The 14,673-nt window shown below is 58.3% G+C and carries 10 protein-coding genes; 5 read left to right on the top strand and 5 right to left on the bottom strand.

Going from position 1 to position 14,673, the window contains the following annotated elements; genetic code table 11:
* Positions 1-130: 130 nt before the first annotated feature.
* Positions 131-1,894 carry a malto-oligosyltrehalose trehalohydrolase gene (gene treZ / locus PH547_RS19400; protein WP_260304996.1) on the bottom strand — a complete coding sequence of 588 codons (1,764 nt, stop codon included), beginning with the start codon at positions 1,892-1,894 and terminating at the stop codon, positions 131-133.
* 131 nt (positions 1,895-2,025) lie between these two features.
* Here treZ and treY point away from each other — a divergent pair, with 131 nt between their 5' ends.
* Both treY and glgX read left to right on the top strand, forming a co-directional pair.
* Positions 2,026-4,512, top strand: coding sequence for a malto-oligosyltrehalose synthase (gene treY / locus PH547_RS19395; RefSeq protein ID WP_260304997.1), 2,487 nt, complete (start codon positions 2,026-2,028; stop codon positions 4,510-4,512).
* Positions 4,513-4,601: 89 nt separating this feature from the next.
* A complete protein-coding gene (gene glgX / locus PH547_RS19390) occupies positions 4,602-6,677 on the top strand; it encodes a glycogen debranching protein GlgX (protein WP_260304998.1) in 2,076 nt (691 codons plus the stop codon).
* 80 nt (positions 6,678-6,757) lie between these two features.
* On the opposite strand, the gene PH547_RS19385 is transcribed toward glgX, so the two are convergent.
* From PH547_RS19385 to PH547_RS19370, 4 genes are all read right to left on the bottom strand, one after another.
* The gene (locus tag PH547_RS19385; protein WP_104826581.1) at positions 6,758-7,180 is read right to left on the bottom strand and encodes a type II toxin-antitoxin system VapC family toxin; all 423 of its coding nucleotides are present in this window, start codon (positions 7,178-7,180) and stop codon (positions 6,758-6,760) included.
* Positions 7,177-7,440: a type II toxin-antitoxin system prevent-host-death family antitoxin gene (locus PH547_RS19380; protein WP_104826582.1), complete on the bottom strand. Its 264-nt coding sequence runs from the start codon at positions 7,438-7,440 to the stop codon at positions 7,177-7,179. Before PH547_RS19380 ends, PH547_RS19385 begins: the two co-directional genes overlap by 4 nt.
* A 112-nt stretch (positions 7,441-7,552) precedes the next feature.
* Complete coding sequence (locus tag PH547_RS19375; RefSeq protein ID WP_483315555.1) at positions 7,553-8,653, bottom strand: YihY/virulence factor BrkB family protein; 1,101 nt, start codon at positions 8,651-8,653, stop codon at positions 7,553-7,555.
* Positions 8,654-8,763: 110 nt separating this feature from the next.
* Positions 8,764-10,926 carry a cation:proton antiporter domain-containing protein gene (locus PH547_RS19370; RefSeq protein WP_350223740.1) on the bottom strand — a complete coding sequence of 721 codons (2,163 nt, stop codon included), beginning with the start codon at positions 10,924-10,926 and terminating at the stop codon, positions 8,764-8,766.
* Between the two features lie 710 nt (positions 10,927-11,636).
* Between PH547_RS19370 and PH547_RS19365 the strand changes: the two genes are divergently transcribed.
* The 3 genes from PH547_RS19365 to PH547_RS19355 all read left to right on the top strand — a co-directional run.
* Positions 11,637-12,353, top strand: a complete 717-nt coding sequence (locus PH547_RS19365) for a GntR family transcriptional regulator (protein ID WP_104826585.1) — start codon at positions 11,637-11,639, stop codon at positions 12,351-12,353.
* Positions 12,350-13,261 carry a dihydrodipicolinate synthase family protein gene (locus tag PH547_RS19360; protein ID WP_285169109.1) on the top strand — a complete coding sequence of 304 codons (912 nt, stop codon included), beginning with the start codon at positions 12,350-12,352 and terminating at the stop codon, positions 13,259-13,261. Before PH547_RS19365 ends, PH547_RS19360 begins: the two co-directional genes overlap by 4 nt.
* The coding region (locus PH547_RS19355) for an aldehyde dehydrogenase (protein ID WP_285169108.1) at positions 13,254-14,673 on the top strand (1,420 nt) is incomplete at its 3' end. The genes PH547_RS19360 and PH547_RS19355, both read left to right, overlap by 8 nt.

The raw sequence follows: 14,673 nt of genomic DNA, 5'->3' as shown, positions 1-14,673 counted from the left end.
GTCGCGATGACCATAACAGCGGGGGCACTTAAAGTGTAGCCGTCTTGCGAAATCGGAGCGGCCTAACGTCGGCCATGGGGCCAAGCATATCTGGTGAGTGGCCTCTCCGATGCTCGACTGAATCGGGATATTAAGACGACAGGCCCCAGGCGACTGTCCAAGGGCCGATTTGAGCGCTGGCAATATTGCCCGATGTAAAGAGCGTCTGTGCATCGGCAGGGATTGTGGCGGCAACGGCCTGGTCCGACAAATTGGCAATAAGACCGAGCTTTGCCTGGCCCAGTCGCCAGGTGACGCGCACCAGTGAGCCGCTTTTGTCGTGGACGGCCGAGTGACCTTGGGCGTGTGGGAGAAGTGGCACGATCTTTTCGCGCCGGAGCGTTATCAGCCGCTCGTAATAGGCGTTGAGTGCCTTGTCCTGCTCCGCCTCGTCCCAACGCAGCTTTGCGCTGCGAAAAGTGGCCTCTGAGGTCGGATCGGGCGCATCCTCTGCATCGAAGCCAGGTAGGCGTGATAGTTCCTCCTTTCGGCCGAGCCTCACCTTGCTATTCAGTTCCTCGTCGAAATCGCAAAAGAAGGGAAAAGGTGTGATGGCACCCCATTCCTCGCCCATGAACAGCATCGGGATTTGCGGTGAGAGCAGATAGACGGCCGCGATTGCTTTTATGGCTTCAATCGAATGGGAAGTGACCATACGGTCGCCCATGGCCCTGTTGCCGATCTGGTCGTGGTTCTGCATGAAGGAAATAAAGGCCGTTGGCGGCAGACCGGCGCTGGGCGATCCTCGGGATCGCCCTCGATACCCCATGTGTTCCCCTTGAAATACGAAGCCCTCGGCAAGCGCCCGGCCTATGTGCGATCGATAATCGACATAGTCGCGGTAGTAGCCGAAGGTCTCGCCGGTCGCTGCCACGTGGAGGGCATGGTGGATATCGTCGTTCCATTGGGCCGTGAAGTGAGACGGCTTGCCATGAGGATCGCGAGCCAAAAGACCTGAATTGTTGTCCTCATTCTCAAGGATGAGATGGATGTGGCGATCGGGGAGCGCCTGTCTGACGCTGTCGGCCAGCTCGTTCAGGACATGCGGATCGCTGTCGTCCTTGATTGCATGAACGGCATCGAGCCGCAGACCATCCATGCGAAACACGCTTAACCAGTAGATGGCGTTCTGGATGACAAAATCGCGTACGAAGCGGCTGCCCTCGCCATCATAGTTGAGACCATTGCCCCAGGGGCTTTTGTGCCGGTTGCTGAAGATCGGTGCGTAAGTGGACAGGTAATTTCCGTCCGGGCCGAAGTGGTTATAGACGACGTCCAGGAAAACGCAGATGCCACGCTCATGTGCTGCGTGGACAAGCATTTTCAGATCTTCGGGACGACCATAGCTGCTGTCCGGCGCATAGGGCAGGACGCCGTCATAGCCCCAGCCATATCGCCCCGAAAAATCACTGAGCGGCATGAGCTGGATCGCCGTGATGCCGAGCCGTTGCAGATGATCGAGCTTCTCGATGGCGGACAGGAAGGTGCCGGTTTCCGTAAACGCTCCGACATGCAGTTCGTAGATGACGATTTCCTCCCAAGGCCGGCCTTTCCAACGCTCCATGCGCCACTCGAACGTCTGATCGATTAGTTCGCTTGGGCCATGAACATCGTTTGGCTGGAAACGCGATGCCGGATCCGGCACTTCCAGACCGTCGGAGAGCACGAACTTGTAAAGATCTCCCGGGCGTGCCTGCGATACATCAGCGATATGCCATCCGTCCTGCTGCCGGCGCATCTCCCATTCCCCGTCCTGCTCGATCCTGACCTTCACACGGTCCTGCAGCGGTGCCCAGAGGCGGAACGTGACGGAATGCGCCTTGATATCAGGCCCGAATGTGAAGCTGTTTTGCATGTCCTCTCCGCCCGTGTCGTCGCTTTGAATTCTGCACGTCGTCCAACGCATCCTGTCGGCGAGTGTTCCTCAGCCGGAACAGATCTTGTTTGGCTCCGTTGATAAAAGCCATTCTTATGTAGGGGAAAGCTATGCGTGCTCCGACCTCCACCTACCGCCTGCAATGTCGCGGCGACGTCACTTTCGACCGGGCGTGCGAGCTTGTTCCTTATCTGCAAGACCTCGGCATCAGCCACCTCTACCTCTCGCCAATCTTCACGGCTACGAAAGGGTCGACGCATGGCTACGACATCACCGATCCAAACGGGATCGACCCGGCGATAGGCGGTCGCAAGGGGTTCGACATGCTGACGGCAAGTTTGCAAAGAGCCGGACTCGGCCTCATCGTCGATATCGTTCCGAACCATATGGCTGCCTCGCTCGAAAACGGCTGGTGGCGCGACGTGCTACGACATGGGCCGAAAAGCATTTATGCCGGCCATTTCGACATCGATTGGAGCGAGAAGTTGACATTGCCGTGGCTTGGTAAGCCTCTTGAAGAAGCCCTCGCGGCCGGCGAGCTTCAGCTCCGTTACGATCCCACCGTAGGTCCTTTGCAATTGGCTCATTTCGACAATTGCTTTCCGCTCTCCGAAGGCAGCGCCCAATTTATGATGGCGCAGACAGGCGGGGATACCGAGCGATTGCAGGCTTTCTCACGGGATGCCGCGAAAATGAAAGAGCTGATCCAAAAGCAGCACTGGCAATTGCTCTTTTGGAAAGATGCCGCACGGCACCTCAACTACCGCCGCTTCTTCGAGGTTGCGGGACTGGTCGGCATAAGGGTGGAAGACGAGCGAGTCTTTGAAGACACGCATCGGCTGACGATAGAACTGGTCCGGTCCGGTCAAGTACAGGGTTTGCGCATCGATCATATCGACGGGCTTGCGGATCCGAAAACCTATCTTGAACGCTTGCGGCGGGCGGTCGGTGCCGACACGTTCATCGTGGTTGAGAAAATCCTTGGCCGCGGCGAGAACCTGCCGACGGGCTGGCCCGTGTCGGGCACCACCGGATACGAATTCATCTCCGCCATGGCGGACCTCTTCGTTGCAGACGAGGGCTTACAAAAAATCGAGGCAGCATACGCGACCGTCGACAATGAGCATTCCGACTTTGCCACTGGTTTGCGCAACGCGAAGCTGCTGATGGTCGAGCGCAATTTCGCCGGCGAGATGGCGCGCCTGACCAGGTTGGGCAAGTCGATTTTTCCTAGAGTCAGCGGAGCGGAAGTGTTGTCGGCGCTTCGGGAGCTGTTGGTCGCCTTTCCGGTCTATCGTACTTATGGTTACCGGGGAGCTCTGTCTGCGGCGGATGATGCGGTCCTTTGTATGGCGATAGAAAAGGCGCGAGCCAGATTGCCAGCGGTGGACGCTTTGGACGCGATCGGCAGCCTGTTGCGCGGAGAAAACGCGGATGACCGGGTTGTGGAGTTTCGAGCCAGATTTCAGCAACTCAGCGGTCCGGTCATGGCAAAGGCCGTCGAAGATACGCTGTTTTATCGGTACAATCGCCTGATCGCGATGAATGAGGTCGGTGGCGAACCCGCAAAGCCGCCGCGTGGCGTTGCCGCCTTTCACCAAGCGATGGCGGATCGACTTCAGCGCCAGCCGTATGGGCTTTCCGCGACGTCGACGCATGACACGAAACGCGGAGAAGACGCGCGTGCGCGTCTCTACAGCCTTTCACTGCATCCTGACGTCTGGATCGACGGTGTCGCGCGGTGGCGCGCGTTGAATGCAACCTTTCGCACCGATCTTGCGGACGGGCCGGCGCCGGAGCCCAATATCGAATGGATGTTGTATCAGACACTGGCAGGAATCTGGCCTGACGATATCGGGCAAAGCGATACGGATGAGCTGAAAGACCGGTTTTCGGCCTTTGTGTTGAAGGCGATACGCGAGGCGAAGTTGCGAACGGATTGGATGGAGGAAAAGCCCGAATATGAAAAGGCAGTTTTGGATTACACCGCCGCTTTGCTTTCGCCTCAAAACCACGATTTCCTGAGCGACTTCAGAAAGACACTGCAACCATTTATTAAGCTTGGTTATTTGAACGGCCTGTCTCAGTTGCTGATCAAGCTCACCGCCCCTGGCATCCCCGATATCTACCAGGGGGCTGAGGGTCTCGATTTCAGTATGGTCGACCCGGATAACCGAAGGCCAATCGATTATCGTGCAGCCGGCGCGGTGCAAGTCCTATCTCCCTTCGAAAAGCCGTGGGCCACATCCCTGAAACGGCAGATCATCCGAAGCGTCTTGCGCCATCGCAACAATCATCCTCAACTCTTTCTCGAGGGTAGCTATCATCCCCTTGAGGTCAAGGGACAGCGGTCGGACAACCTCGTCGCTTTTGCCCGAGTTCATCACCAGGAGGCGGCAATCACGATCGTCCCGAGGCTGGTGGATGCTGCCGGTACCGGAGCTGATTTCTGGGAGAACACGGCGGTGTCGATACCGCCGCGACTTGGCGGGCAAATGCGTGACCTGCTGACTGGTCAGTTACTGGTTGCGGGCAATATTTCCGCGGCGCAATTGTTTGAGGAACTTCCCGTCTCCTTCCTTGTCACATCCAACTAACTATTTTGTCGGCCAATCCACAGCCGTCGGTGTGCCGGAACAAAACGTGTCGTTGCGGGGTTTGTGGGTGCATCAAAGAAGAGGCCTGCATGACACAAGACGGAAAGCGATATTCGATCGAGCCAGGCGATTTCACGCGTCTCGGAGCAAATTACGACGGGCAGGGCGTCAACTTCGGGCTCTTCAGCGCCTATGCGGAAAAGGTGGAACTCTGTCTCTTCGATGAGACCGGAACTCGGGAGATCGAGCGGATTGTTTTGCCGGAATTCACCAATGAGATCTGGCATGGCTATATTCCGGACCTGAAACCCGGCGGTCTATACGGTTACCGTGTTCATGGGCCGTTTGATCCGGATGGGGGTCATCGCTTCAACCCGAACAAGCTGCTGATCGACCCCTACGCCCGCGAATTGGTGGGCAATGTCGAATGGTCGCAAGCGCAATTCGGCTACATTCTGGACGACGAGCTGAAAGATCTGTCTTTCGACGAGACGGATAGTGCGCCCTTCATGCCGAAGTGCCGCGTCATCGATCTCAATGGCAGAGATAAAACTCCCTACCCAAAGCCGTCCGTTCCATGGTCGCAAACGATTTTCTATGAATCTCACGTCAAGGGATTGACGATGCTGCATCCGGCAATTCCAGGGGAACTGCGCGGCACGTTTGACGGGCTCGGCCAGAAAGCGATCGTCGACTATGTCAAAAGCCTTGGCGTCACCTCGATCGAGCTGCTTCCGATCCACTCATTTCCGGATGACGGTCATCTGCTCGACAATGGCGTCAGCAACTACTGGGGCTACAATACGCTCGCCTTCTTTGCACCGGCTTCGCGCTACTACGGTCCGAAAGGCTTCGCGGGCTTCCGTGAAATGGTGCGCGCCTTCCATGACGGCGGCATCGAGGTAATCCTGGACGTCGTCTACAATCATACGGCCGAAGGCAACGAGCTTGGCCCGACCCTCTCGTTCAAAGGCATCGACAATTTTTCATATTATCGCACTCTGCCCGACACGCCACGCTACTACATCAACGACACGGGCACCGGTAACACCATCAATACGTCTCACCCACGCGTACTGCAGATGGTGACGGACTCGCTTCGCTATTGGGCTGAGGAGATGGAGGTTGATGGCTTCCGCTTCGATCTCGGCACAATTCTCGGCCGGGAACCGCAAGGCTTCGACCAGCGCAGCGGCTTTTTTGATGCGGTTGGCCAAGATCCGGTGCTCTCCAAAATCAAGCTTGTAGGCGAGCCGTGGGATATCGGCCCCGGCGGGTATCATGTGGGCGGCTTTCCGCCGGGCTGGGCAGAATGGAACGACAAATATCGCGATACGATCCGCGACTACTGGAACGGCACCCCGGGCACGACGAGAGATTTCGCCGCGCGCATCCTCGGCTCGGGCGACGTCTATGATCTGCGCGGGCGCCGACCATGGGCGAGCGTCAACTTCTTTGCGGCCCACGACGGCTTTACCCTCAACGATCTCGTCTCTTACAACGACAAGCACAACGAGGCCAATGGCGAGGACAACGAGGACGGCCACAACGACAACCGCAGTTTCAACTACGGTGCCGAAGGGCCAACGGAAGACGAGGGCATCAACACGACGCGAGATCGTCAGAAGCGGAATTTCATGGCGACCTTGTTCCTGTCGCATGGGACGCCGATGTTGCTCGCCGGCGACGAGTTCGGCCGCAGCCAGATGGGCAACAATAACGGCTATTGCCAGGATAACGAGCTTAGCTGGCTACATTGGGAGGTACCCTATGAGAGTGCCGAAGCCCTGCGCACCTTCACCAAACGTCTGATAGTTTTACGACAGGATCATTCGATCTTCAGGCGGGAGAATTGGCGCGATGGCTTGATCGTCATCTGGCTCAATCCCGGCGGTGGCGAGCATGCCGAAGAACATTGGGAAGATGAGGCAAGCACGACCATCGGACTGCGTCTGTCACGCAAGCACCCCTTCGAGGAAGGGTGGGACGACGTGCTGCTCCTGTTCAATCCTCAGGATGAAAATGTCGACTTCAGCCTGCCCGATGACAAAAGCTGGGTTTTGGAACTCACCACATCGGATCCGATGGCGAGGGGCGTAGAAGCAATCGCCGAGCAAAGCCTGCAGCTCGAAGCCCGAAGCTTAGCGGTTCTGCGGCCGATCTGAATTGGCGCATTCGAGGCGGCGGCCATGCTTGCCATATTCCGGCATGCGCGAGCTTCCAGCGTTGCCGTCCACTATGGATGTCATACCACCCACGGATCGACCAGCTCAATCCCAAAGCCTTCGAAATCTCTTATGTTGCGCGTTGCAAGGGTAAGATCATGGGCAATCGCCGTGGCAGCGATCAGGCCGTCCATGGACGACAGGCCGCGGCCGTTCCGCTTTGCGAGGCCCATCAGATCGCCCCAGGCCACGGCAACCGGTTCGTTCACAGGGAGGACACGATGCTCGAAGCGTTGCGGCAGGTCCTGGGCAAGCCATTCAGTCAGCGCGTCGCGCTTCCGCCCGCTATCCATCAATGCAACCCCGCGCCGGATCTCCGCGATCGATACGACACTGATGAAGGAGCGATCCTCGTCGAGACCATCTAGCCATTTCAAAACATGCGCATCAGGGCGCGGTCTTGTCACCTCAGACAGGACATTGGTGTCTAGCAGCAGTCTCACAGCGAAAGATCACGCGGGTCGTCGCGCTGACGTTCGAGGTCCAGATCGGCGCCGCGCAGGGGTGACCCCATCAGAAATTCTGCAAGCGTGCCTTTGCGCGCAGTCTTCCGATGCCACTCTTCGGCAGAGACGACGACGACACTTGGCTTGCCGTTTCGCGTAATTGTCTGCGGCGCGGATTGCGCGCATTCGATGACCTCGGAAAGTTTCGCCTTTGCGCTGGCGACAGTCCAATTTTGCTCGCTTGGTGTTGGTCGCATTGCTCGTTTCTTTCTGACCATTGTGACTATAATGACTATATAAGACCAGGATCGTCGAGTGGCAAGCGGCCAGACATTTTGACCGCAACATCATCGAATGTTTCACTGCCGCTCAGGTGAAGGATTTCCCGATCGTATCGGCAACGTGAGCGCCGCGACTGCCCATGGGAAGGGCGGGGCCGATGGTTGTGTCAACCGCCGTCTGGTGCTCCAGTTCCGCGTTGACTTCCGCCCCGACCAGCAAGATCACCACGGACAGCCAGATCCAGATCAGAAAGCCGATCAGAGCGCCAAGCGTGCCATAGGTGGCATCGTAGTTGGCAAAGTTCTTGAGGTAGATAGAGAACAGCAGGGACATGGCGATCCAGCCGGCGGTCGCCAGTGCGGCTCCCCAGGTGAGCCATCGCACCTTCGCCGGTTCCCGGCTTGGACCGAACCGGTAGATTGCCGTCACTGCAATAATCATGAGAACCAACAGAATTGGCCAGCGCAGGATCAGCACGAGGTTCTCCTTCCACTGGTCGAGCCAAAGCAAAGACAGAGCCAGCGGCATGATGGCGACCGATCCAATGACCAATATGGCCGCCAATATTGCACATAGCGTAAAACAGAGCGCGATGAGATTGAGGCGGACTAGCCCGCGCTTTTCGGCTTCTTCATAAGCAACATTCATCGCATCGAAGAGCGCCAATGTTCCACTATGCGTGCTCCACAAGGCGACCCCCAAACCGAGAAACAACGCCACGCTCAGCGTCTCGCTCCGCCGCTCGACGAGATCCTTCAGCCGCTCGGCGATCATATCAAAGGAGCCGGGGGGAAGGAGAAGGGCAAGTGAACGGAGATGATCACTGATGCTCGCGGGATCGGCAACGAAGCCATAGAGCGAAACGAGTGCTGCAAGTGCGGGAAAGAGCGCAAGCAGAAGATAAAAGGTCACGCCTGCGGCAACGAGCGTAATGCGATCGTCGCTGACCTCGTGGATGACGCGCCAGAACACATCACGCAAGCCGCGGGCCGGTATTTGCTCCGGAACGGCTGCAAATCGCCCGAGCTCCTGATGGAGCGCGTGGTCTCCAGCCTTGGCAGGCCCGGCTTCGATATGTTCTCGCTTCACGAATGCACGAGCCACGAGCAAGGCGAGGATCGCAATACTAGTTGTTTGAAATAGGGAAGCCGTACTTTGTGGACGACCATGGCGGACACGCTTTCTCATCAGGTTACTCCATCAGACAGCCCATCGCTTTGCGGTAACGCTTAACCTGACGAAAAGATGCGCCGGACGCCGTGCGGAACGACGCGCGGTACCCGCGGGCCATCCGGATGCTATTTTTCAGCTTCGATAACGACGATCGATCTGTCAGCGGCGTCGATCAGTGAATTGGCAATTCCTCCGTAGGAAAGCCTTTTGCCCGCTTGCCTGCTGACGCCCAGCACTATCAGATTTGCGCGGCGGCGCCTGGCGTTTCGTAATATAGCCAGCTCCGGCGATGTCCCTCGTTCAACGGTTTTCTGAATGTCGAGGCCATAATTTGCCGCGATTTCGTCGACCCGTTTGAAGGCTTCTTCATGAAGATCGCTCATATCGCTGAGGCGGGGCCGCCGAAGGAGTTGCTGCGGATCGGTGACGTATACGACGGCGATTTCACAACCGGCAGCTTTTGCGATTGCCGAAGCGAATTCGACGGCGCGGGTGGAGCGCTCCGTCCCTGAGACTGGAACGAGGATGCGGAGTCTACTATCCTCTTCGGGTAGCCGCCCTCTGCTGAAGGTAATTGCCACAGTTCCCTGAAACGAGGACGTCATCTTTGTAAAACGCTCGTCCAGCCCCCCGGCGTCGGCGATGGCTGGTTCGGCCCCGATTATCATCAGGTCGTGTCCTTGCTCAGCGCTTTCGGAAAGTGCTTGCTCCAGATCGCCGCCTTTCTTTCTGCCGGTGACGTGGACGTCCGAGGGTGTGGCAGAATCGGCATCGGATTGCGCCACCGATTTCGTTGCGGTTGCCTTGACGCGATCTACAAATGTTGCGACGCCGTCTGCGTCCGACCGCTGCTCGCTCGTCTCACTCTTTGCCTCGTCGTCAATACGCAGCACAGTCACCGGCATCTGCCTGATCGCGGCCAGGAACCCTGAGATTCTAGAGGCCAGGTTGCCATTTTTAGACAGATCGACCGCCAGCAATATGCGTTCAAATTTGCCGAGGTAGCTCGCCTTTTCGAACTCCTCGCTCTCCAGCCGGTTCTGCTCCTCTGCCCGAACCGGCAACCGCGCAAGCGCCCATCGCAAAGTCGGCGGCATGAGCATTGTTGTGACGACGGCCATTGCTACAATGATGGAAAACAACCGCTGATCCAGGACGCCGACGGAAAGTCCGATGGAAGCAACGATCACCTCGGTAGAACCCCTCGCGTTCATGCCGCAGCCGAGCGCAATAGCTTCCGAATTCGAGAAACCGCCAAAACGGCCACCGAGAAATGCGCCACCGAACTTTCCTATGCTGGCGATGACGATCAAGCCGCTTGCCAGCCACAGGATTGCCGGATCCCGAAGGACCGTTAGATCTGTCTGAAGCCCGGTGAGACCAAAGAACACCGGCATAAACAGAGCCGTCGTCAGCGCTCGAAGCTGTGTGTCTATTTGACGTGTCAGGATGGGCGACTGTCCGACGAGGATGCCTGCCACAAACGCGCCCAAGACCGTATGAACGCCAATTAAATCGGTGATGATCGCCATGACGCCCATGATCGCGACAATGGCACTGAGGACGGGAAGGTCGCTTTTGAAGCGGTCGTTCGTCCAACGGATTATCTCGAAGACGACACGTCGTCCAATCGTAAAACTCACTCCCATGAACAGAAGCGTGCCGATCACGCTCTTTGCGAGCGTCGGCAGCTCAACTCCTCCTTTTTCCGCAAGGGAGAAGGTAACCGAGATGATGACCCAGCCAACCGTGTCGTCGATGATGGCGGAGGCAACGATCAACTGACCGATATTTCTCCTCATGAAGTCCATCTCGCGAACGACGGAGGCGACGATTTTCACCGACGAGATGGAAAGCGCCGTGCCCAGGAACAGCGAGGCCACAAGTCTTTTCTCGGGGTCGGGAAGCAAGCCCGCCGGAAGGAATTCGCCAAGCGCAAAACCCGCCGCGAAGGGGACGACGATGCCCGTGAACGAGACACCTAATGCCGCGCGCCGCATTCGTCGCGCCAAGCCGAGGTCGGTCTCCATTCCCGCCAACAGAAGTAGAAAAAGTATGCCTAGCTGCGCCACCGAGTTGATCATGCTTTTTTGCGCATCGTCGGCGGGAAACACTATGGTCTGAAAATCAGGCAGGATCGCGCCGAGAACGGACGGACCAAGCAATACCCCACCGATGATTTGGCCCATGATCGATGGTTGCCCGATGCGCACCATAAGTTCCCCGAGCAATCGCCCGACGATAACCAGGATAACAATTTGAATAAGGAAAAGTCCTTCGGAGGGCACGGCGGTATGGCCTCCATTCGCGGCGAAAGCCGATGTCGCAATGCCTGCATAAAGTAGCAGGCCGATCAAAATCGGACCTGAGTATCGCTTTCCGAGGTTCATTGATCTCATGAGGGCCTTGCTCACCGCCGAGAATCTGACGCGAACGAGTGTCGATAGTGAAGGGGCTAGCAGGCGGGGTATTTAGCTCGCTTGACGAAGCGCTCAGATGTCGTTTCGACTGGGAAACCTCTCAATGCATTCAACGTCTTGCGCCGATGTCCTGCTCATTTGTGGCTTGCTATATCTGATCGCCATGGGCTCTTTCTTGTTCAAGAGGCATGCTGGCGAGTTAACGCGGCCCTCAAGATGGAGTTCCTTCGATTGCGCCGCTCCAGACCGACGCCGCTTAAGAGGTCCTGACATCAAAGGGCCACCGAAGACTTTGGCGGCTTGCTCGCCGGCCTCTCCGTGACCTCAATTCGCCCATCATTGGATCCGGCTCCCTTGGCTTCGCAGTGGCCGAATACCTGCCTTTGCTACGCGGTTGCTGGATGAATTTGCCTGACGCATCGGACTTCACTCTCGGGAAGATGGCTTCCCGGCGGCTTGCACTTTCATAATTGTATTCTTACTAAACACTCATTGTGTACAACAAGTACACAATTATTGACACGAGCGGCTAGGCGTGCAATGATCCCCTCATCAGGAAAGAGAAGCGGAGTTTTCCCATGGCGAAGACCGTTAAGAGCAGCCTCTATGAGGATTTGAAGCGCCAGATCCTGACGATGGAGCTGGATCCTGACGCCGATCTTGATGAGGTGAGCCTCAGCGTGCGTTACGGTCTTTCGCGCACCCCGGTTCGCGACATCTTCCGGCGGCTGGCGGGGGAGGGCTATATCGATATTCGCGAGAACCGCGGGGCTCGGGTCATTCCGATGAACCATGCGACACTCAGGAACTTCTTTCTGGTTGCGCCGATGATTTACGCGGCGATCGGCCGCCTCGCGGTACAGAACTTCAAGCCGGCCCAGCTTGCCGATCTGAAGGAGACGCAGGAGCGGTTTCGCCAGGCCAGCGTGGACATGGACGCGTTTACGATGGTTCTCGAGAACAATCGTTTCCACGAAATCTTCGGCGAGATGTCGGCCAACGTCTATCTGCAGCCGAGCCTCGGCCGGCTCCTGATCGACCATGCGCGCATCGGGCACACCTTCTTCCGTCCGAGAAATCAGGACATGCGGCGCCGCCTGCAGGTGGCGGTCGAGCACCATGACAGCTTCATCGAGGCCTTGAGCGCTCACGACGAAGACGCCGTCGTCGACCTGGTCTTCGAGCATTGGGAACTGTCCCGCGAGAACATGGAAATGTTCATCGCGCCACAAGGACTTAAGTCGGACGCCATGATCGGCGGTCCGAGCGTGCAATCATTGGAGAAACTGCCGTGAAGTTTGAAGGTATCTACACGCCTGCGATCACGCCGCTGAGCTCGGACGGGCAGATCGACCGGGCCGGGTTTGCTGCGGTCCTGGAATCCCTGATCGATGCCGGCGTGCATGGCATCATCGTCGGCGGATCGACGGGCGAATATTATGCCCAGAGCAGCCAGGAGCGTTTCGAGCTCGGCGCCTACGCCAAGGAGGTGATCGGCAACCGGTTGCCGCTGATCATCGGCACCGGCGCGACGCGCACCGAAGACTCCGTCGAATACGCCAAGGCGGCCAAGGACATCGGCGCCGATGCCATCCTGGTGTCGTCGCCTCCTTATGCCCTGCCGACCGAGCGCGAAAACGCCGTTCATGCGCTGACCGTCGACCGCGCCGCCAACCTGCCGATCATGCTCTACAACTATCCCGCCCGCATGGGTGTGATGATGGGCGAGGAGTATTTCTCCCGCGTCGGCAAATCCAAGAACGTGGTGGCGATCAAGGAAAGCTCCGGCGACATGGGCAACCTGCATCGGCTCGCCCGGAAGTTCCCTCATATCGCGCTGTCCTGCGGCTGGGATGACCAGGCGCTCGAATTCTTCGCCTGGGGCGCCAGGAGCTGGGTCTGCGCCGGCTCCAACTTCCTGCCGCGCGAGCATGTCGCGCTCTACGAGGCCTGTGTCATCGAGAAGAACTTCGACAAGGGCCGGGCGATCATGGCGGCGATGCTGCCGCTGATGGATTTCCTCGAATGCGGCAAATTCGTGCAGTCGATCAAACATGGCTGCGAGATCATCGGCCTGAAAGCCGGTCCGGTCCGCGCGCCGCTGCGCGGACTGAACTCCGAAGAGAAAAGAACCCTTGAGACCGTTGTGTCCACCTTGAAGCGCACGGTCGCCCAGATCACCTCGGGAGCCAATCATGCATGAACCCTTGACCGCAGCCGAATACAAGGCAATCGCCGCCGGCCTTCAGTTCCCGACCAATGCCTTCATCGATGGCAGCTTCCGTCCGGCCAATTCCGGCAAGACGTTCAAGACGACGAACCCGGCGACCGGCGAACTTCTGGCGGACGTTGCCGCCTGTGATGAAAGCGATGTCGATTACGCCGTCCTCAAGGCAAGAGAGGCGTTCGAGGATGGCCGCTGGCGGCAACTGTCGCCTGGCGAGCGCAAGGCGACGCTGATCAAGTTCGCCAAGCTGCTGGAAGACAACCGCCATGAACTGGCGGTGATGGAAAGCCTCGACAGCGGCAAGCCGGTTCGCGAATGCCAGACCGTCGACGTGCCCGATACCATCCACACCCTTCGCTGGCACGCCGAGGCAATCGACAAGCTCTATGACAACACCAATCCGGTCGGCCCGAATGCGCTGGCGATGGTGGTGCGCGAGCCGATCGGTGTCGTCGGCTGCGTCCTGCCCTGGAACTTCCCGCTGCTGATGCTCGCCTGGAAGATCGGCCCGGCATTGGCGGCCGGTTGCTCGGTCGTCGTCAAGCCGGCACAGGAGACGACGCTGACGACGCTGCGGGTTGCCGAACTTGCGCATGAAGCCGGCATCCCGGCCGGTGTCTTCAATGTCGTCACCGGCAGCGGCCGGGAGGTCGGCGAGCCGCTCGGCCTGCACATGGATGTCGACATGGTGGCCTTCACCGGCTCGACGCCGACCGGCCGGCGCTTCCTGCATTATTCCGCCGATTCCAACCTGAAGAAGGTCGTGCTCGAATGCGGCGGCAAGAACCCGGCCGTGGTGCTGGAGGATGCAGAGGATCTCGATCTCGTCGCCGAGCAGGTGGTGAATGGCGCCTTCTGGAACATGGGCGAAAACTGCAGCGCCAGTTCCCGCCTCATCGTCCATGCCAAGATCAAGGACGAGCTCTTGAAGCGCATCGGTGCCTATATGCGCGAGTGGAAGACGGGCGATCCGCTCGATCCGGAAAACCGCGTCGGTGCTCTCGTCAGCAAGAACCACTATGAGAAGGTCACCTCCTTCCTCGACGACGTCAAAAGCGAGAAGCTGACGATCGCCCATGGCGGCGAAACACATGGCGGCATCTTCGTCGAGCCGACGGTGGTCGACGGCGTCACCTCCTCCAGCCGGCTGTTCAAGGAAGAAATCTTCGGGCCGATCCTGTCGGTGACGACCTTCAACACGCTGGCCGAGGCGGTCGCCCTTGCCAACGACACCAATTATGGCCTGACGGCATCGGTCTATACCGGCAGCCTGAAGCATGCGATCCGCCTGTCGCGCGACATCCGGGCCGGCCTCGTCACGGTCAACTGCTTCGGCGAAGGCGACGCGACGACCCCGTTCGGCGGCTACAAGGAATCCGGCTTCGGCG

The organism is Rhizobium cerradonense (assembly GCF_030182455.1).
GTDB lineage: Bacteria > Pseudomonadota > Alphaproteobacteria > Rhizobiales > Rhizobiaceae > Rhizobium.
The sequence above is the reverse complement of the archived record's forward strand: the minus strand, read 5'-3'. Positions and strand labels throughout refer to the sequence as shown.